The 19077-nt window shown below is 71.8% G+C and carries 17 protein-coding genes; 10 read left to right on the forward strand and 7 right to left on the reverse strand.

The window, feature by feature from the left end:
• The first annotated feature begins 34 nt into the window (after positions 1-34).
• Both FLX08_RS13215 and thrS read left to right on the forward strand, forming a co-directional pair.
• Positions 35-925 carry a LysR family transcriptional regulator gene (locus tag FLX08_RS13215; protein WP_142619126.1) on the forward strand — a complete coding sequence of 297 codons (891 nt, stop codon included), beginning with the start codon at positions 35-37 and terminating at the stop codon, positions 923-925.
• A gap of 162 nt (positions 926-1087) precedes the next feature.
• Positions 1088-2413 (forward strand): threonine--tRNA ligase, encoded by a 1326-nt coding sequence (gene thrS / locus FLX08_RS13220; protein ID WP_280117100.1) that lies wholly within the window; start codon positions 1088-1090, stop codon positions 2411-2413.
• 71 nt (positions 2414-2484) lie between these two features.
• On the opposite strand, the gene FLX08_RS13225 is transcribed toward thrS, so the two are convergent.
• The 5 genes from FLX08_RS13225 to FLX08_RS13245 form a co-directional block, all read right to left on the reverse strand.
• Entirely contained in the window at positions 2485-3543 is a 1059-nt protein-coding gene (locus tag FLX08_RS13225) for an LCP family protein (protein ID WP_142619128.1), read from the reverse strand.
• A 2-nt stretch (positions 3544-3545) separates the two neighbouring features.
• On the reverse strand, positions 3546-4124 hold the full coding sequence (locus FLX08_RS13230) for an RNA polymerase sigma factor (protein WP_208761422.1): 579 nt from the start codon (positions 4122-4124) through the stop codon (positions 3546-3548).
• A 117-nt stretch (positions 4125-4241) separates the two neighbouring features.
• A complete protein-coding gene (locus FLX08_RS13235) occupies positions 4242-5501 on the reverse strand; it encodes an MFS transporter (protein WP_244312610.1) in 1260 nt (419 codons plus the stop codon).
• A 240-nt stretch (positions 5502-5741) separates the two neighbouring features.
• Positions 5742-6659, reverse strand: a complete 918-nt coding sequence (locus tag FLX08_RS13240; protein WP_244312611.1) for a glycerophosphodiester phosphodiesterase — start codon at positions 6657-6659, stop codon at positions 5742-5744.
• A gap of 221 nt (positions 6660-6880) precedes the next feature.
• Complete coding sequence (locus FLX08_RS13245) at positions 6881-8644, reverse strand: ABC transporter ATP-binding protein (RefSeq protein WP_142619131.1); 1764 nt, start codon at positions 8642-8644, stop codon at positions 6881-6883.
• Between the two features lie 232 nt (positions 8645-8876).
• Here FLX08_RS13245 and FLX08_RS13250 point away from each other — a divergent pair, with 232 nt between their 5' ends.
• The 5 genes from FLX08_RS13250 (at position 8877) to FLX08_RS13270 (ending at position 15587) form a co-directional block, all read left to right on the forward strand.
• Positions 8877-10433 carry a PP2C family protein-serine/threonine phosphatase gene (locus FLX08_RS13250; protein ID WP_167530394.1) on the forward strand — a complete coding sequence of 519 codons (1557 nt, stop codon included), beginning with the start codon at positions 8877-8879 and terminating at the stop codon, positions 10431-10433.
• The gene (locus tag FLX08_RS13255; RefSeq protein WP_142619133.1) at positions 10433-10816 is read left to right on the forward strand and encodes an STAS domain-containing protein; all 384 of its coding nucleotides are present in this window, start codon (positions 10433-10435) and stop codon (positions 10814-10816) included. The genes FLX08_RS13250 and FLX08_RS13255 overlap by 1 nt, the downstream gene beginning before the upstream one ends.
• Before the next feature lie 264 nt (positions 10817-11080).
• Positions 11081-11554 carry a hypothetical protein gene (locus FLX08_RS13260; protein WP_142619134.1) on the forward strand — a complete coding sequence of 158 codons (474 nt, stop codon included), beginning with the start codon at positions 11081-11083 and terminating at the stop codon, positions 11552-11554.
• A gap of 20 nt (positions 11555-11574) precedes the next feature.
• Positions 11575-12726, forward strand: a complete 1152-nt coding sequence (locus tag FLX08_RS13265) for a zinc-dependent alcohol dehydrogenase (protein ID WP_244312612.1) — start codon at positions 11575-11577, stop codon at positions 12724-12726.
• Positions 12727-13310: 584 nt separating this feature from the next.
• Positions 13311-15587 carry a HelD family protein gene (locus tag FLX08_RS13270; RefSeq protein ID WP_142619136.1) on the forward strand — a complete coding sequence of 759 codons (2277 nt, stop codon included), beginning with the start codon at positions 13311-13313 and terminating at the stop codon, positions 15585-15587.
• A gap of 220 nt (positions 15588-15807) precedes the next feature.
• Here the strand turns inward: FLX08_RS13270 and FLX08_RS13275 are convergent, their stop codons facing one another.
• A complete protein-coding gene (locus FLX08_RS13275) occupies positions 15808-16296 on the reverse strand; it encodes a hypothetical protein (protein WP_142619137.1) in 489 nt (162 codons plus the stop codon).
• 152 nt (positions 16297-16448) lie between these two features.
• On the opposite strand from FLX08_RS13275, the gene FLX08_RS13280 reads away from it, so the two are divergent.
• Entirely contained in the window at positions 16449-16982 is a 534-nt protein-coding gene (locus FLX08_RS13280; RefSeq protein ID WP_142619138.1) for a peptidylprolyl isomerase, read from the forward strand.
• Positions 16983-17105: 123 nt separating this feature from the next.
• Positions 17106-17978 carry a rhomboid family intramembrane serine protease gene (locus tag FLX08_RS13285; RefSeq protein WP_142619139.1) on the forward strand — a complete coding sequence of 291 codons (873 nt, stop codon included), beginning with the start codon at positions 17106-17108 and terminating at the stop codon, positions 17976-17978.
• Here FLX08_RS13285 and FLX08_RS13290 read toward each other — a convergent pair.
• Positions 17971-18576, reverse strand: coding sequence for a TetR/AcrR family transcriptional regulator (locus FLX08_RS13290; protein ID WP_142619140.1), 606 nt, complete (start codon positions 18574-18576; stop codon positions 17971-17973). The two genes, FLX08_RS13285 and FLX08_RS13290, sit on opposite strands and share 8 nt — an antisense overlap.
• Before the next feature lie 29 nt (positions 18577-18605).
• Between FLX08_RS13290 and FLX08_RS13295 the strand changes: the two genes are divergently transcribed.
• Complete coding sequence (locus FLX08_RS13295; RefSeq protein WP_208761423.1) at positions 18606-18932, forward strand: SDR family oxidoreductase; 327 nt, start codon at positions 18606-18608, stop codon at positions 18930-18932.
• Positions 18933-19077: the final 145 nt, after the last annotated feature.

The following is a 19077-nucleotide window of genomic DNA, read 5'->3' on the forward strand; positions in this document are numbered from 1 at the left end:
ATTCGCGGGGCGATCCATAACAGTTGGGTTATCAGTGGAGCTGCGCGACATCGAGATCTTCCTCACGCTGGCGGAGGAGTTGCACTTCGGCCGCACGGCGGAACGGCTTCGCGTGTCCCAGGCCCGCGTCAGCCAGGCCATCAGCAAGCAGGAACGGCGCCTCGGCGTGGCCCTGTTCGATCGCACCAGCCGGCGGGTGGCCCTGACCCCTGTGGGCCGGCGCCTCCGGGAAGACCTCCAGCAGGCCCTCGACCTGATCAAGGCGGGACTCGCCCGCGCCGAGGCGGCCGGTCTGCGCGCGGGTCAGACCTTGCGGCTGGGCGTGTTCGGTCATGCCGCACACGAACTACGCCCCCTCGTCGACGCGTTCCGCGCCCGCCACCCGGGCGGCGACATCCAGTTCGGCGAGATCTACGGCAGCGACCCGTTCACCGCCCTGCGCAGCGGAGAGCACGACATGAACGTGCTGTGGTTGCCCATCGCCGAACCGGACCTCACGGTCGGCCCGACCGTGCTCACCGGGGGCCGCGTGCTGGCCGTGCCGGCGGATCATCCGCTCGCCGGGCGCGGCACCGCGTCCCTGGAGGACCTCGCCGACAACCATGTCGTCGACCTCGGCCCCGGCGCCCCCGAGTATTGGGTGGAGTCCATGGTCCCCACGCGTACACCGCTCGGCCGCCGTATCCCGCGCGGGCCCGCGGCGCGGACCTTTCACGAGATCCTTTCCCTGGTGGCCGCGGGACATTGCGTCCACCCGCTGGGCGAGATCGCCGCCCGCTACAACAGACCCCCCGGAGTCGTGTTCCTGCCTATCCATGACGCCCCCACCCTCCACTGGGCCCTGACGTGGCGCTCCACCGCCGACAACCCCGCGATCCACGTGCTGGCGCAGATTGCCGCCGACCTCGGCCCCATCTCGCTGTGAGGGCGGTGGTGGGGAACGCGGTCCGCCGCGCGGTGAGAAACCTCTTCGGAGACGATCAACGGCTGTGCTAGCGTTCGCGGCATGAAGCGCGCCTGCCTGACGACGACGCCGGAGACCGTCCCGGCGCGCTGACACGTACTTCCGACGAAGCCCCGGGGCGAGCTGCCCCGGGGCTTCGTCGTCCGGTCACTCGCCTCGCCGCACACAGAACGCGAGGAGACCGCGATGCACGACCACCCCATCCACGACCACCCGATGCACGACCACCGCAAGCTGGGCCGGGAGCTCGGCCTGTTCGACACCGACCCGCTGATCGGCTCGGGGCTGCCCTATTGGCTGCCCGACGGAGCCGTGATCAGGCACACCCTGGAGGAGTACATCCGCGACGCCGAACGACGCGCGGGCTACCGGCACGTGTACTCCCCTGTGCTGGGCAAACGGGAGCTGTACGAGATCTCCGGGCACTGGTCGCACTACAGCGACGACATGTTCCCGCCCATGGACCTCGGGGGAGAGCAGGTCGTGCTGCGGCCGAGCCTGTGCCCCCACCACGCGCTGATCTACCGCTCGCGGTCGCACAGCTATCGCGAGCTGCCGCTGCGCGTCGCCGAGCTGGGCGGCATGTACCGCTCCGAGCTGTCGGGCGTGCTCGGCGGGCTCACCCGCGTGCGGGCGATCCAGCTCAACGACGCGCACATCTTCTGCACCCTCGACCAGGTCGCCGCCGAGGCGGCCGGGGCCCTGGAGATGATCGGGCGCGCGTACGCCGCGCTCGGCATCCGCCCGGTCCGTCACCGGCTGTCCCTGCCCGGGGCCGGCGGCAAGTACGTCGCCGCCCCCGAGATGTGGCGGCGGGCGACCGCCATGCTGACCGACGTCCTCGACCGCTCCGGCCTGCCGTACGAGGCGGTCGAGGGCGAGGCGGCGTTCTACGGCCCGAAGATCGACGTGCAGATCGCCGACGGCGCGGGGCGGGAGGCCACCCTGTCCACCGTGCAGGTCGACTTCCACCAGCCCGAGCAGTTCGACCTGCACTACATCGGCCCGGACGGCGGCAGGCACCGGCCGGTCATGGTCCACCGCAGCATCATCGGCAGCGTCGAGCGGGCCGTGGCGCACCTCATCGAGGTGTACGGCGGTGCCTTCCCGGCCTGGCTCGCCCCCACCCAGCTGGTGGTCCTGCCGGTGACCGAGGCCGAGCTGCCGCGGGCCGAGGCGCTCGTACGGCGCTGCGCCGAGCTGGGCCTGCGGGCGGAGGTCTCCGGGCCCGAGCACGGCAGCCTGGGCGCCCGCGTCCGGGCCGCCCGGCTGGCGCCCTACCAGGCCGTCATCGGCGCGAAGGAGGCCGCGGGCGACGAGGTGGCGCTGCGCCTGCGCGACGGCCGCGCCCTGGACGCGATGCCCGCCGCCGAGGCGCTGGCCCGCATCGCCGACCTCGTCGCGGCCCGCACCACCGCCCTGTGGGAGCCGGCCGTCCAGCGGGCCTGACACGCGAGCCGGCGGACGCCGACGGTGCCGGAGCCGCCGGCGTCCGCCGGTCGCCTCAGTCGCCGGTCGCCTCAGTCGCCGGTGAGCCGGGCGAACAGGCGGGTGGCGTCGGGCTGCTTCCACTCGATCCGGTTCGGGTCCTTCTCGTAGGGCCGCCACGGCACGGTCAGGGCCGTGAACCGGGTGCCCGCTCGCCGCACGTCCACCGCCAGCGTGACCAGGGCGTCCAGGTCCAGCGCCGGATCGGTGGTGACCGACGTCGCGGCCACGCGGACGAGGGTGGCCATGGCGGCGGGGGTGTCGATACGTGAGACCTTCTTCAGCATCGCCTGCATCAGGGCCACGTTCCGCTTGATGCGGGCGATGTCGGAGCCGTCGCCCACATAGCGCAGGCGCGCGTACGCCACGGCGGTCTCGCCGTCGACCACCGAGCGGCCGGCCGGCAGCTTCAGCTTCGACTTGGGGTCGTCCACGGCGCGGGGGAGGGTGACCTCGACGCCGCCGAGCGCGTCGACCAGCTTCGCCAGCCCGTCATAGCGGATGGCCACCGCGTGGTCGACGCGCACGCCCGTGGCGGACTCGACCGTCTTCCGCGCGCAGGTCAGGCCGCCGATCGCGTACGCCTGGTTGATCATGTCCGTATGCGCGGCGACCGTCCGGCCGTCGGCCGACCGGCACTGCGGGATCCGGACCATGGAGTCGCGGGGGAGGCTGACGGCCGTCGCCCGCTTCCGGTCGGCGGACAGCCGCAGGAGGATCATGAGATCGCTTCGCTCACCCGATTCCGGGTCGCCCCAGGAGGGGCGCCGGTCGGAGCCGAGGAGCAGCACGGTCAGGGCCTGGCCCTGCTTGGGCAGGCGGTCCCCGATGGGCGGCGCCAGGAGGTGCAGGCCGGTGCTCTCACGCAGCAGCACGGTCGGCACCACGACCAGCGCGGCGGTGACCGCCGCGACCGCCGCCACTGCGATCCAGCCCGCCCGGCGTCCACCGGTGAACCACGCCGGGCGCCGGCGGCGTCCGCCCGCCGTCTCGTCGATCAGGCGGCGCCGCTGGCGCGCGAGACCTGCCGAGGGCTCATATTCGAGGTCGAGGTCGCGGCCGAGGTCGCGGAGCATCGTGAGGTCGTCCATGGCTACTCCTCGTCCCGCAGCGGATTGGTGTGGCCGAGCGCCTCGCGCACCTTGCGGCGGGCCCGGTTGAGACGTGAGCGCACCGTGCCCACGGGGATGCCGAGGGCCTGCGCCACCTCCTCGTACGACAGGTCGGCCCAGGCGATGAGCAGCAGGACGTCGCGGTCGCCCTTCGGCAGCCGCGCCAGCGCGGCGGCCAGCAGCGGGCGTACGGCCGTCGCGCGCACGCCGTCCTCGACGCGCTCGGCGGGGGACTCCGCCACGTCGTCGAGTGGGCTGCGGGTGAGCGCCCGATAGCGGGCGGCCTCGTCACGGTGGTGCCGGGAGACCAGCTTGCTGACGATGCCGAACAGCCAGGGACGGGCGTCGGGGCGGGTCAGGTCGTAGCGGTCCCGGCGCCGGAACGCCACCAGGAACGTCTCGCCCACCAGGTCTTCGGCGACTTCTGGGCCGAGGCGGCGGGACACGTAGCGGTAGAGCATCGAGGCATAGCGGTCGAACAGCGCCGCGAACGCCTCGGGCCGCGCCCTGGACTCGGCGATCAGATCCGAGTCCAGGCGTGGAGTGGCAAGGGGAATCATCGACGACACCATGGCATCGAGCCGGCCTGACCCTTCGTGGGGGAACGGACAGCCATGTCTCGCCACTCGCCGCGTTTCGGGTTCACGTCATGGACGGCCCCGGCCGGTGGGCGGCCGTCAGTGCGACGCGGCCGGCACGCCCGCGGGCTCGTCACCGGCGACCCGCAGCCCGCGTACGCCGGGGGCCAGCAGCGCGGCCAGCGTGACCAGGATGATGATCGCCCCGCAGGCGACCAGCGCCGGCCGCGGTCCCACCGCGATGGCCACCGGCCCGGCCAGCAGCAGGCCGAGCGGCCCGAACATCAGGGACCCGAGCGCGTCGTAGGAGCTCACACGCGACAGCGACTCGGGCGGGATCTCGCGCTGCATGGTGGTCTGCCACAGCACGCCGAAGATGTCGAAGCACACCCCCATCACGAACGCCCCGCCCACGACCGTCCACAGCGGCGCGTCGACGCCCAGCAGCACGTACGGCAGAGCCGTGGGCAGGGTGAAGAGCGTGCAGAGCAGGATGGGCCGCCGGGGCCGCAGGCGCAGCGTGACGACCACCCCGACGATCGTGCCGACGGCCTCGCCCGCGAGGACGGCCGACCAGGCGGGCGCCCCGCCCAGCGATTGCTTGGCGACCAGCGGCCCGAGCACACCGTGGGCGGCCTGCAGCGCCATGACCAGGATCGAGAACTGGGCGACGACCACCCACAGCCACTGCCGCGAGACGAACTCGCGCCAGCCGTCCCGCAGGTCGGCCAGCACCGAGTGCCCGCCGCCGCCCGCGCGTTCGGCGGGTGTGAGGCGCAGCAGCGCGATCAGCACGGCGGCCACGGCGAACATCGCCCCGCTGGCCGCCAGCGCCCACCCGCCCCCCAGCAGGACCACGGCCGCGCCGCCCAGCACGAGACCGGCGACGCGGGAGATGTTCTGTCCCAGTCCCAGCAGCGCGTTGGCGGTCTGCAACCGGTCGGCGGGCACCACGTCCGGGATGATCCCGGTGAGGGCGGGGAACAGGACCGCGGAGGCGATGCCGCTCACCGCGCTCGCCGTCACGAGGGCGGGCAGCGGCGTCCAGCCCGTGAGCATCATCGCGGCCAGGCAGAAGTACGCCGCCGCGTTGAGCGACTCCCCCGCCATCATGACCCGGTGGCGCGGCAGCCGGTCGGCGATCACCCCGCCGACGAGCATGAACAGCACCATCGGCAGCGCCTCGGCGGTGAGCACGGCGGACAGCGTCTTGGCGGTCGCACCCGGGAGGCCGAGCACGCCGAAGGCGAGGGCGACCGGCGCGAAGGCGGTGCCGAGTACGGAGATCGTCCGGGCCACCAGCAACAGGGCGAACCGCCGATCCCTGAGCAGGCCGAGATCACGGCGGAGGCCAGGCACGGGAACAACTCCGGAGGACGTAAACGACGTGGAGCGCGGAAAGGAAGGCGACAAGAGAAGACAACACTTCATCGTGCCGTCCCCGCCCGCCCCCGTCACTTCATTTACGCTCGGGCGCGGCGCATCCCGGGGCCTCGCTGGACGACGGGCGTGGGTGGCCGTCCTGTCCGCAGCGCGTTCCCGCCCGCAGCGCGGCGGGCACGCCCGAGACGAGGGCGTCCGACGCCGCCGGCTTCCCGGTCAGGTGTGGATATAGCGGTGGCACCTGCCGTCGAGCCAGGCGCGGTAGTCCGCGGTGTGGCTGGTCATCACGCTGTTGGGAGCCTCGTCGAGCACGGCCTGCCACCGCGGTTCGTTGAGCTGCCAGGGGGGCGGCGGCTCGTCCCATTTGACGCCGTCGGTCCACTTCGCGGCCGAACCACGCAGATGGTCCGGCAGCCGTTCGGCGAGCTCCGCCTTGATCCAATTCTCGCGGGAGTAGACGAGGATCGGCTGCGCGTCCTGCCGTTCGACGATGGGGTCGACGATCTCCCGCCAGGCGGCGGCGCCGTGCACCGGGTCGGCGAGGACGGGAGCGGCGGACTTCTTGATCTCCAGCAGCACGAGCAGCCCCCGGGCGCGGACGTGGTCGAGCCACTCCCGCAGGGTCGGCACGCGCTCACCCGCGTACGGCCCGCGGGCGACGCGGCGGTCGTGCAGGTTGCCGGGTCCCTCGGCCCACCCGATCTCGCGGATCTCCTGCCGGGGGCCGGTCAGCCCGTTGGTCGTCCTGTTGTGCCACATGACGGCCTTCGTGCCGTGCCGCGTGAGCTGGACGTCGGCCTCGACGCCATCGGCGCCCCACGACGCCTGGTCGTCGACCGCCCGCAGCACGTTGGGCTGGCGGATCACGTCCTTGGCCTTGGCGCCGGCACTTTTCGGGTAACCCCCGTGGCCGATCACCAGCGGACACGGCGGCGGCTCCGCCGCGTGCGCATGCGCGGGTGCGGGTGCGGCGGCCACCGCGACCACGAGCGCCATCGCGACTACGAGAGCTCGCGCGACCACGAGAGCTCGCGCGACCACGAGCACACCCACTGCGACCCCGAGGGCCCGTGCGGCTATGCGGGCCCGTGCGACCACGAGGGCCGGCGCGGCTCTCGCCGCTGCCCTGGTCATCGCTCGTCCTCCCTACCCGTTCCCTGCCCGTTCCCTGCCTGCTCCGGGCCTGCTCCGGGCCTGCTCCGGGCCCGCGCCGTGCCCGCTCCGGGCCCGCTCCGTGTTCGACCGCGGCCGACGAGCATTGTGCGCGGTCCTTCGGGGAGCATGCGGCCCCTGCCGCGCGGGCGGTGATCCTTTCTAGACAGCTATGGGGATTCTTGACCGCTACAGGGAGTGGCTCAGACGAGCTGGGCGGCCTGGAGCCCCGAATACACGCCCGGCTTGCGGCTCAGCTCCTCGTGGGTGCCCACCTCGGCGATCCGGCCGTCCCGCATCACGACGATCCGGTCGGCCGTACGGATGGTGGACAGCCGGTGGGCGACGACGAAGACCGTGCGGCCTGCGACCAGGCGGGCGAGGGCCTGCCGGATCAGCGCCTCCGACGCGGTGTCGAGCGCCGAGGTCGCCTCGTCCAGGATCAGCACCCGGGGATCGCGGACGAGGGCGCGGGCGATGGCGAGCCGCTGCCGCTGGCCGCCCGACAGCCGTGCGCCGCGCTCGCCCACGACCGTGTCGAGCCCCTGCGGCAGCCGGTCGATGAACTCCAGGGCGTTCGCGTCGCGCAGGGCGGCCAGCAGGGTCTCCTCCGGCACGTCCGGCATGCCGTACGTGACGTTGTCGCGGATGCTCCCCTCGAACAGGATCGAGTCCTGGGGCACCACGGACAGGAACCGCCGGTAGGTCCGCAGGTCGAGCTCCTCCATGTCCCTGCCGTCCAGCAGGATCCGGCCCGAGGTGGGGCGCAGGAAACCGATCACGAGGTTGAGCACGGTCGACTTGCCCGCTCCCGAGGCCCCCACCAGGGCGATGGTCTCTCCGGGGGACACGGTGAGAGTGAAATCGCCGACCGCGGGCCGGCCCGCCTCGTAGGTGAGCGACACCGACCGGAACTCGAACCCGCCGCGGACCTCCGTCACCTCGGCCTTGCCGTCGTTGTTCTCCAGGTCGGGCGCCTCGAGCACCTCGCCGATCGAGCGTACGGACTCCAGGCCCTTGCTGATCACGGGGGTCAGGCTCATCAGGGTGGTGACCGAGGTGGTGAGCGTGGTGAAGAACGTGCTGAGCATGACCACGTCGCCCGCCGTGATCGGCAGCACCTGGTAGTAGGAGATCAGCGCGGAGCCGGCCAGGAAGCCCGCCGCGAGCACGTTCAGCGTGATCCAGGCCATCGCGCCGAACCGGCCGTTGAGCAGGTCGAGCCGCAGGCCGGTGCGCAGGACTCGGGTGAGCGTGCCGTCCATGCGGTGCAGCGCGTCCTGTTCCAGGCCGTGCGCGCGGGTGATGGGGATCAGGTGCGTCATCTCGGTCACGCGCGCCGACAGCCGTTCGACCTCCTGCCGGAAGCTCTCGTTGCCGGCCCGCAGCCGGTTGCGCATCCGCATGACCAGGACCGCGGCGGCCGGGACGACGAGCAGGAAGGCCGGCAGCGCGGCCGGCACCCGGAAGGCGATCACCGCGAGACCGCCCATGAGCATGGTGACCGCCGCCAGGCCGCTGTCGGCCGTCTGCTGCACCATCTGCTCGACGCTCTCGACGTCCCTGACGACCTTGGTCTGCAGCACCCCGGCGCTCACCCGGGAGTGGTAGCCGATCGACAGGTGCTGCATCCTGCGGCACAGCGCGGAGCGCAGCCCGGTGCCCACCTGCCGGATCGCGCCGTACAGGCACCGTACGTACAGCAGGTGACCGGGCAGGTTCAGCAGGAGCAGGGCGAGCAGCACGGCCATCGACGTCAGCAGGTCGGCGAGGGGCGCGTGCCGGACGAGCGCGTCGATGACGTTCGCGGTGACCAGCGGGAGCAGCCAGGTCGGGCTGTGCTTGACCACGAAGGCCGCGACGGCGAGGACGAGGCGGGGACGGTGCTCCCTGAAGAGGTAGGCCAGCGTGCGGAGCGGGTGCTCGCCCCGGTATCGATGGTCCAGAGCGTTGTGCGGCAGCACCATCCCGACAATCCCCCCGACGAACCCGAGAAGGGTAAAAGGTTGTAAAAGATCCTAGGAGTCGGCGGTGGGTGTGCCCAGGGACGGACGGCGCCTCGCGAGGGAGACCGCAGGGCGCCCGGTGCCTATCCTGAAGGGCGGAAGGTAACCTCATCGGCGATGCAAGAGCAATCCTTCCGACCGTCCGCTCTTGCGGATGCCTCGCGAAAGGTGACCCATGGGCGGAGGTGATCGCGTGACGCGGCTCGGCCCTGTGGGCGGCCTCGACGGGGACGAATCGGCCCCCGCTGCGATGACGGGGCTGGTGCAGGCCGTGCTCGACGCGATCGCGCTCCAGGGCGTGTGGCTCGCGCCCGTCCACGATCAGGCCGGGGCGACCCTCGACTTCGAGGTGTGCGCGGCCAGCCCCGACGCCAGGGACATCCACGACAGGACCGGCAAGGAGCTCGTCGGCCGGCGGGTGTGCGAGGCATATCCGGCCGTCGCCGGCTCCCCTCTGTGGGACGCCTACCTCCGCGTCATGGAGACCGGGGACCCCGAGGACGTCGATCCCTACGTGCACCGGGAGGGCGGGGACGGCGTGCCTCATCTGTCCGCCTACGGTGTGCGCCTCGCCCGGCTGCACGGCGGCCTCCTCGTCTCCTGGGTCCGCCACGACAGGGAGGAACGCCTGTCGGCCCGGCTGTTCCACACGGAGCGCCTGGGACACCTCGGCTGGGGGCACTGGAGCCTGATCAGCGGCGAGGCCGAGTGGTCCGACCAGCTCTACGTCATCCACGGCCGTGACCCGGCCGACGGGCCGTTCGCGCTGGAGCACTACCGCGAGATCGCCCACCCCGACGACGTCCCGATCGTCGATCACGCGCTCACGACGCTGAGCGGCAGCGGCGGGCCGCAGGAGTTCGAGATCCGCATCGACGTCGGCGGCGAATATCGGCACATCAGGGCCACGGCCGAGGTCAGCAGGGACGCGAGCGGACAGCCGGTCGAGATCCACGGCGTCGTTCAGGACGTGACCGACTGGCGCAGGACGGCCGACGAGCTCGCCGAGGTCACCCAGCGGCTGGAGGAGGAGTCGCAGCTCACCGCACGGCTGCAGAGCATCATCCTGCCGATGCAGGACGCCGTGCCCGGGCTGCAGATCGGCGTGCGTTACTTCCCCGCCGAGACGGCGCCGCTGGGCGGCGACTGGTATCAGGCCATCCACCTCGACCACGGGGAGGCGCTGCTGGCCGTGGGCGACGTCGCCGGGCACGGCCTGGCCGCGGCCTCCGCCATGGCCAAGCTGCGGCACGCGATCACGGGGCTGGCCTTCGCCGGCCACGATCCGGCGCAGATCCTCGTGGCGCTGAACCGGCTGCTCCGGCGGATGCGGCCCGACGTGCTGGCGACGTCCGTCGTGGCCCACTACCGCACGAAGGACCGCACGCTGACGTGGACCCACGCGGGCCACCCGCCCATGCTGCTCGTCAGGGGGAGCAGGGTGCACCGGCTGCTGCACCCCGGCGTGCTGCTCGGCGTCTTCGAGGACGTGAGCTACAGCTGCGCCGAGATGCGGCTGGAGCCCGACGACCTGCTTCTCATGTTCACCGACGGCCTCATCGAACGTCCGGGCCGGGACCTGTTCGAAGGCCTCGACATCCTCAGCGCGGCGATCGCCGAGACCGTGCCAAGGGTGCCACCGCAGGATCGTGTGGCGGCGGTCATGGAGGCCCTGGCCCCGAGCAACACCGGCGACGACACCTGCATCCTGGTCGCGCGCATTCTGCCGAACTCCTTGGAAGTGTTCTGATGTCCGATCTTCCCGACCTCTCGACAGCCGAGACCACGTTCGTCACCGAGAGCAGCGGAAGCATCGGGGTGCTGACGGTGCGGGGGACGCTCGACTTCACCACTCACGAACAGGCCACCGAGTTCTTCGACAAGGCGTTCGCCCAGTTCGGGCCGTATCTCGTGGTCAACCTGCTCGAACTGGACTTCCTCGACTCCAGGGCGACGGGGCTGCTGGTCACCCGCTGGAAACGGGCACTGGACGAGGGAGGCTGGCTGGGCCTCGTCGCGGTCGAGCACGGCGCGGCCCGCGCGTTGTGGATCACCGGGCTGGCGTTCCACATCCCGGTCTTCCCCACCATCGTGGACGCCCTCGCCGCCGCGCCGTCCCACGACGCCGAGTAGGCCGCCGCGCCGTCCCACGACGCCGAGTAGGCCGCCGCGCCGTCCCACGACGCCGAATAACCCGCGCCATCGCGGGAAGCCGGGCAAGCCGCCGCGCCGTCGCACGACGCGAATGGCCGGCGGAATCGTCCGCAACGCTGAATAGCCGCTTTGTCCTGAATCGTCACCTGGCGTCCAACTCCTCCTCACGTGCCCCCCTGGGCGGGATAGAGCCCATGAGCGGGGGTAGCACCCGAGGAAGTCGGCCGTGGAAGGGGCGAAGCCATGAAACGTCTCGTTGCCGGAGCGGCGGCGCTCGCCGCCGGCCTGGGGGTGGCGCGATGGGCGGCCTCGCGTGGCCGAATGCCGGGCGCGGTGAAGGACCCACTGGAGTCCAGCCGCTGGCTGGGCATCACGATCAACCGCCCACCGGATGAGGTCGCCCCGGGCGGGCGCCTGCCCGAGCCGCTGAGCCGGATGGACGCAGAGGTGCGGATGAACCGGGCGCCCGGCGACCGGGGGACGGAGGTCTACGCCCGGCCGAGGGCGCAGCGGGCCGGCGCCGACGCCGTCCTCGCCCGGCTGCGCGGTGAGGACCCCCGCACCGAGATCCGTACGGCGCTGCGCGAGACGAAGTCGCTGCTGGAGACCGGCGACGTGCTGCGCTCGGACGAGGAGATCGGCACGACCCGGCCGACCATGCCGGGCAAAGTGCTCGACATGGCGCTGGGACGTGCGGCGGAGGGGGGACGGCTGTGAAGGCTCTGTGCTGGCAGGGCGTGAACGAACTGTCGGTCGAGCAGGTGCCCGACCCCGCGATCCTCAACGCCCAGGACGCGATCGTGAAGGTGACGGCGAGCACCACCTGTGGTTCCGACCTCCACCTGCTCGGCGGCTACATCCCGGCCATGCGGGCCGGCGACGTCATCGGGCACGAGTTCATCGGCGAGATCGTCGACGTCGGCCCCGAGGTGAGCCGGCACCGGCCGGGCGACCGGGTGGTGGTCTGCTCGATCATCGGATGCGGCCGCTGCTGGTCCTGCCGTCACGACCAGTGGTCGCTGTGCGAGAACAGCAACCCCTCGCCGGGCATCACGGACCTGATGTGGGGCGGCACGACCGCCGGCATCTTCGGCTACTCCCACGCGATGGGCGGCTTCCGGGGCAGTCACGCCGAGTACATCCGGGTGCCCTTCGTGGACTACAACGCGTTCACCGTTCCCGAGGGCGTCTCTGACCTCGACGTCCTGTTCGCCTCCGACGCGGCCCCGACGGGCTGGATGGGCGCCGAGCTCGGCGGCGTGAAGCCGGGCGACGTGGTCGCGGTGTGGGGATGCGGCGGCGTCGGCCAGATGGCCGCCCGGGCCGCCATGCTCCTCGGCGCCGATCGGGTCATCGCGATCGACCGCTATCCGGAACGGCTGGCCATGACCGCCCGCCACGTCGGCTGCGAGGTGATCGACTACACGAGCACCGACGTCACGGCCGAGCTGCGCGAGCGCACCGGCGGCCGGGGCCCGGACGTGTGCGTCGAGGCCGTCGGCATGGAGGCCGACAGCACCGGGATCCAGCGCGTCTACGACGGGATCAAGCAGCAGCTGCGCCTGGAGCAAGACCGGCCCATCGCGGTGCGGGAGGCGATCCGCGCCTGCCGTACGGGCGGCTCGGTGTTCGTGCTGGGGGTCTTCGCCGGCTTCGTGGACAAGTTCCCGCTCGGCGCGCTGATGAACAAGGGCCTCACGCTGCGCGGCGCGCAGCAGCACGGCCAGCGGTTCATCCCGAAGCTCCTCGACCGCATCGCGAAGGGCGACCTGAAGCCCTCCTACCTCGCGACCCACGTCATGACGCTCGACGAGGGGCCCAAGGGCTACGAGATGTTCAAGCACAAGAAGGACGGATGCGTCCGCGCCGTCTTCCGCCCGTGGGCCTGACGCGCCCTCAGCCTGACGCGCCCTCAGCCTGACGGGCGCTGAGCCTGACGCGCCCTGATCCTGACCTGCCTGGGCCCGACGACGGCCCTGGGTTTGACGCGCCCTCGGCCCACACCCGATGGCGTCCGGGCTGACGGATGAGAGGGCGCCCGCCGCCTCACCCTGAGGCGGCGGGCGCTGATCTCAGCGGACGGCCGGGGCGGCCAGCCGTTCCGCCTCGTGATGCAGTGCCTCGATGAGGACGAGCTCCAGGCGGAGCTCGTCGTCCACGAGGCTCTCGAGGACGTCCATCCGGGCCTCCTTGTTTCCAAAGACGTCCCGCGCGGCGCGAGGGTTGACCATGACGCGATGCGGATTCGGATGGAATGTGGCGATGCGTCCCGCCGATCGCGCCGTCTCCCGGTTACCCAGGAAAGACGCGACATCACCCACATCCGTCACAGACGTCCCGTGAGAAACAAAAAATCCACCCCGGACGGAGTGGACGAAGGCGTGGCACGCCGCCACAGAGGCGCGATGCCGTATAGTGAGAGATTCCCGATCATCTGAAAGTCAGACGCTCTCACTAGGAGTTTATCACAGGAATGGGTGACCGTCAATCCGAATCCGCTCGCGCCGAGGCCCTGCGGATCGAACAGTCCTACGTCTCCATGCTGTACGGCCGCCTCGACGTCGCCCGCGAACGGGCCGAGCGCGGCATGCGTCAAGTCCTGGCCCGGGGTGGCACGGGCACGCGGCAGGCCGTCGTGGAGCGGGAGGCGGCGGCGGCCGAGCACGCCCGCCGCCTCGCGCAACTGTCGGCCGTGGAACGCGGCCTGTGCTTCGGGCGCATCGACGAGGCCGGGGGCGAGACCCTCTACGTCGGCCGCATCGGGCTGCGCGACGACGACCACACCTCCGTGCTCGTCGACTGGCGGGCCCCCGCCGCCCGCCCCTTCTACGTCGCCACCCCCGGCGACCCGGGCCCACTCGTACGCCGCCGGCACCTGCACACCCGATATCGCGAGGTCGTGGGCATCGACGACGAGGTCTTCGACCTCGACCGGATGGCCGGCGGAGACCGCCGTACCCTCGTCGGCGAGGCCGCGCTGCTCGCGGCGCTGCGCCGCGGACGCACCGGACGCATGGGCGAGGTCGTCGCCACCATCCAGCGCGAGCAGGACCGGGTGATCCGCTCGGGCCTGGCGGGGGCGCTCGTCGTGCAGGGCGGGCCGGGCACGGGCAAGACCGTCGCCGCCCTGCACCGGGCGGCCTACCTGCTCTACACCTACCGCGACACGCTGGAACGGCGCGGCGTGCTCGTCATCGGCCCCAACGCGACGTTCTCCCGCTACATCAGCCAGGTGCTGCCCGCGCTGGGCGAGACGCAGGTGGTGCTGACGAACATGGGCGGGCTCCACCCCGGGGTGCGGGCCACCGCCGAAGACGAGCCGGCCGTCGCGGTCGTCAAGGGCGACCTGCGCATGGTCGAGGTGGTCGAGGAGGCGGTCCGCGACCGCGAGCGGGTGCCCGAAGGCGACCTGGAGGTGAAGATCCCCGTCCGCACGTCGGTGCGCGGCGGCGTGGAGGTCGTGGTCGAGGAGATGACGCTGCGGGTGGACCACGCCACGTGCCTGCGGGCCCGCGACCGCGCCCGCGGCCTGCGGCGGCAGCACAACATCGCCCGATGGACGTTCGTGGACGAGATGCTGCGGGCGCTCGCGTGGGACGAGGCGGCGCAGCTCGACCGGCCGCTTGAGGACGGCGATCTGCGGTACGCCGCCACCACCCTGTGGGAGCACCGGCCGGTGCGCGACGCGCTCGACGCCCTGTGGACGGAGATCACCCCGGAGCGGCTCGTCCGCGAACTCCTGTCGGACGCGGAACGGCTGCGCGCGGCGGCCGGGCACCACCTGACGGAGGAGGAACGGGCGCTCCTGCTGCGGCCCCGCGAGGCGCCGTGGACGGTCGGCGACGTCCCCCTGCTCGACGAGGCCGCCGAACTGCTCGGCGCGTACGACTACGGGGCGGGGGCCAGGCGGCGCCGCGCCGAGGACGAGCGCCGCGAGGAGGAACTGTACGCGCGGGAGGTCCTGACTATCACCGACGTCGATCCGGTGCTCGACGCGGCCCTGCTGGCGGGCCGCAACCGCGACGACGGGCCGTACGTGACGACGGCCGACCGGGCCGGCCGCGACCGCACCTGGGCGTACGGGCACGTGATCGTGGACGAGGCGCAGGAGCTGTCGGCGATGGCCTGGCGGACGGTGATGCGGCGGGTCCCGGCCCGCTCCCTTACGGTCGTCGGCGACATCGCCCAGACCGGCTCGTCGGCGGGCGCGCGGTCATGGGGCGAGATGCTCGACCCGTACGTGAAGGGACGCTGGCGGGAGGAGCGCCTGCTGGTCAACTACCGGACTCCGGCCGAGATCATGGAGGTCGCCGCCGACGTGCTGCGGGCCGTCGCGCCCGGGGAGGAGCCGCCCGAGTCGGTCAGGTTCGGCGGCGCCCGCCCCCGCGCCCTGCCTGCCGGCGGCACCGACCTCCGGCTGCTGGTGGAGTCGGAGCTGCGCGAGATCGGGGAGGGGCGGGTCGGCGTCGTCACGCCGGACGCCCGGCACGCGGAGGTCGCCGCGCTGTTCCCCGAGGCCGTCGACCCCCTGGACAGCCCGGTGGCCGTCCTTACCGTGCGCGGCTCGAAGGGCCTGGAGTTCGACGCCGTGGTGGTCGTGGACCCCGAGGGCATCCTGCGTCAGTCGCCGCAGGGCGGCCAGGACCTGTACGTCGCCATCACCCGGGCGACCCGGCGGCTCACCGTGGTCTACGAGGACCGCCTCCCCGCCGTACTGCATCGCCTGGAAACCCCTCAAACGCCTTCATGAGCGAAGCGGGGAACACCGAGCGAGCCTGAGGGGCGCGCCGCCGGTCTGGACTGAGGAACGCGCGGAGCGAGGAACGAGCGAGCACGTGACGAGGGAGGCGTTCATCGCGCGCCTTCGGCACGACCCCGGCGGGTAAGAGCGCCCCGATGGCGAAGCGGGAAACACAGCACGGCCGGCGTTGGGGGAACGCCGGCCGTACCTGGTGGCTGTGAGGGACGTGCTAGGGCATTTTTCCCGAGATCTCGTCGGCGGCCTTGTCGGTCTTCTCGCCGACGTCCTCCGCCTTGTCTCCGACCCACTTGCTGGCGTCGGAGCCGGTGTGCCGCATGCTCTCCCGCATGGTCTCGGTCCAGCGCTGCGCGTTGTTCCGGTACATCGCCACACCGACCGCGCCGATGGCGATGCCGCCGAGCAGTGCGACGACCGGCCAGCGCCGGCGGGGTTTCCTGGTGCTGGTCACGTCGATCCTGCGGGCCAACTCGGCCAGGAACGCGCTCACGATCGGAGCGATCTGCTCCTCGACCGACTGCGCCGCCTGGTCGAGCTTCGGCGCCGCCCAGACCCTGGCGTCCTCGATCCGGTGCGACGCGAGATCGCGTGCGCTCTCCGCCACCGGACTCATCCGCCCACTGGCCTTCATCGCCTGGTCTCTCATCCTGCTCAGCCACGTCTGCGGGATGACCACCTCGGCGCGACGCCTTCTGTTCATTGTCAGGGACACGATCAACCTCCCCAATCGACGGGGCCCCGGAACGACCCCTTCCCGGATGGTTGTGGCTCAATCACGCGCGGTGCTTGAAGGCATGCTCGATACCCTGTTCACCGGACAACTAACACGAGCAACCAAAGGGGGCGGCCCTCGTGGCTGACAACCTCATCGCGAATCTGCGCACGAATCACGGCACGATTCGCGTCCAGCTTTTCCCTAACAAGGCGCCGAAGACCGTGCGCAACTTCGTCGAGCTCGCCGAGGGCACCCGGGAGTGGACCCACCCGGAGACCGGTGAGAAGCAGACCAACACCAAGCTCTACGACGGCACGATCTTCCACCGTGTCATCAACGGCTTCATGATCCAGGGCGGCGACCCGCTCGGGCAGGGCGTCGGCGGCCCCGGCTACAACTTCGACGACGAGATCCACCCGGAGAACCAGTTCAACCGGCCCTACCTGCTCGCCATGGCGAACGCGGGCAAGCGGTTCGGCAAGGGCACCAACGGCTCCCAGTTCTTCATCACGGTGAGCCCGACGCCGCACCTCAACCAGGGGCACACGATCTTCGGTGAGGTGATCGAGGGCACCGAGGTGGTCGACGCGATCGCCAAGACCCCCACCGGCCGCAACGACCGGCCCGTGAACGACGTCGTTCTCGAAGAGGTCACCATCGAGCGGTCCTGACGCCGCTCCCTCGGGCGCTCTGGAGACGCCCCGGCCCCGCGAGCACGCGGCCGGGGGCGTCTCCGGCTTATAGGCTGGCTGGTGGATGCGCCCCCACACAGGGACCCGCCAAGGAAGGACCCCATGACCTCCCAGCCTCCGCCGCCCCCGCAGCCGGGGGCGCAAGCCGTGCCCACCTGCTATCGGCACCCCGACCGCGAGACCTACGTCCGCTGTCAGCGCTGCGAGCGCCCGATCTGCCCCGACTGCATGCACGATGCGGCAGTCGGTCACCAGTGCCCCGACTGCGTCCGCGAGGGCAACCGCGAGGTGCGGCAGGCCCAGGCGACCTTCGGCGGCGTCGCCGTGGCCGCGCCCCGCGTCACGTGGACCCTGCTGATCCTCAACGTGCTCGCGTACGCGGCCGAGGTCCTGCGTCCCGACGAGGTCATCCAGCGGTTCGCGATGTGGTCGCTCGGGGTCCACATGGGCGAGTGGTGGCGCCTGATCACCAGTGCCTTCCTGCACGCGGCACCGCCGCCCGCGCTCGCGCTCACGCACATCCTGTTCAACATGTGGGCGCTCTACGTCCTGGGACCACAGCTCGAGCGCATGCTCGGCTCGGTCCGGTTCGCGGCGCTCTATCTCCTGTCGGCGCTCGGTGGCTCGGTGGCCGTCTACCTGCTCAGCGACGTCGCCGTCGGTGCGTCGGGCGCCATCTACGGCCTGTTCGGCGCGTTGTTCGTGATCTCCCGCAGACTCGGGCAGGACGTGCGCGGCATCCTGTGGCTCATCGGAATCAACGTGGTGGTCACGTTCTCCTTCAGTGCCATCAGCTGGCAGGGCCATCTCGGCGGGCTCGTGACCGGCACGATCATCGCCGCCGGCTTCGCCTACGCCCCACAGCGCAACCGCACCCTCGTACAGGCCGGCGTCGCCGCCGCGGTGCTGGTGGCGCTGGTCCTGACCGTCACCACGCTGCCGCCGTACGGCCTGCTGCAGGGCGCGTTCACCTGACGCTTCCCGCGCCGGGCTGCGTGATGCGGTCGAGCCGGCGCCGCAGCAGGGCGGTCTCGGCCGGCTCAAGGGCGTCGGTGCCGGCGAGGTCGAACTGTGCGCGCAGGCGCAGCGCGGCCTCGCGGAGGGGATCGGCGTCCTCCCGCGCGGTCGTCTCGGTGAGCACGTGCGCGAACATGGCGTCGCGCATGCGGTGAGACAGCATCGCGGGGTCGTCGAAGAGCTCCGGATTCGCGATGTGGTCGAGGGCGGTCCCGACGCTCGCGGACAGGATCAGCCGGGCGGCGACCGGGGGATCCACCCGCAGCGCGCCGATCGCCGCGCACCGCACGAGCGTCGCCTCCAGCAGCTCGAACACCCGGTCGCGAGCCGTGGACCGGGACCATGGCCGGGGCGTGAACATGAGCCGATAGAGGGCGGGGTTCTCCCGTGCGAACACCATGTGACCGTCCCAGCCGGCCCGGAGGTCGTCGACCGGGTCGGTCGTCTGCTCCTGCGCGGCCTTGAGCGCGACGTAGCGCTCGTATCCGTGGTCGGCGACGGCGTCGAGGAGCCCTCGCTTGTCGCCGAACAGCCGGTAGAGCACGGGCTGGGTCACGCCGACCGGACGGCGGCACGATCATCACGATGTCCACGTCCGTCGTCGGCCTGCAACTGCCCGCCTACGGGGCGTACGCCGCCAGCAAGGGCGCCGTGGAGGCGATGACGCTCATACTCGCCCGCGAACTACGGGGGCGGCAGATCACGGTCGACGCGGTCGCGCCCGGTCCGACCGCCACCGAATTGTTCCTCGGCGGCAAGGACGAGGCCACCGTCGAGCGGATGGCCGAGCAGCCGCCGCTCGAACGGCTCGGCACCCCCGAGGGCATCGCGGAGGTCGTCGCCTTCCTGGTGAGCCCCGCGGGGCACTGGATCAACGGGCAGGTCGTGCGCGCGAACGGCGGCATCGTCTGACCCGGCGGGAACATCCTCACCGCCGAGATGCTCGGCCGGAGCTGACGATTCCCGCGCCGGGCCGGGCAATTCACCGCCCGGCCCGAACCCGGCGCAAACCCGTCAGGGGGCCGCTCATTCTGCTGCCCACAGGCTGTGGATAAAG

The organism is Microbispora hainanensis, from assembly GCF_006874475.1.
GTDB lineage: Bacteria > Actinomycetota > Actinomycetes > Streptosporangiales > Streptosporangiaceae > Microbispora > Microbispora hainanensis.

Bases quoted from the DNA above. Each gene is read 5' to 3' on its own strand.
- FLX08_RS13225 (WP_142619128.1), bottom strand. From the start codon at position 3,543: ATGGACGACCTCACGATGCTCCGCGACCTCGGCCGCGACCTCGACCTC.
- FLX08_RS13230 (WP_208761422.1), bottom strand. From the start codon at position 4,124: ATGATTCCCCTTGCCACTCCACGCCTGGACTCGGATCTGATCGCCGAG.
- FLX08_RS13240 (WP_244312611.1), bottom strand. From the start codon at position 6,659: ATGACCAGGGCAGCGGCGAGAGCCGCGCCGGCCCTCGTGGTCGCACGG.
- FLX08_RS13245 (WP_142619131.1), bottom strand. From the start codon at position 8,644: ATGGTGCTGCCGCACAACGCTCTGGACCATCGATACCGGGGCGAGCAC.
- FLX08_RS13255 (WP_142619133.1), top strand. From the start codon at position 10,433: ATGTCCGATCTTCCCGACCTCTCGACAGCCGAGACCACGTTCGTCACC.
- FLX08_RS13260 (WP_142619134.1), top strand. From the start codon at position 11,081: ATGAAACGTCTCGTTGCCGGAGCGGCGGCGCTCGCCGCCGGCCTGGGG.
- FLX08_RS13270 (WP_142619136.1), top strand. From the start codon at position 13,311: ATGGGTGACCGTCAATCCGAATCCGCTCGCGCCGAGGCCCTGCGGATC.
- FLX08_RS13275 (WP_142619137.1), bottom strand. From the start codon at position 16,296: ATGAACAGAAGGCGTCGCGCCGAGGTGGTCATCCCGCAGACGTGGCTG.
- FLX08_RS13285 (WP_142619139.1), top strand. From the start codon at position 17,106: ATGACCTCCCAGCCTCCGCCGCCCCCGCAGCCGGGGGCGCAAGCCGTG.
- FLX08_RS13295 (WP_208761423.1), top strand. From the start codon at position 18,606: ATGTCCACGTCCGTCGTCGGCCTGCAACTGCCCGCCTACGGGGCGTAC.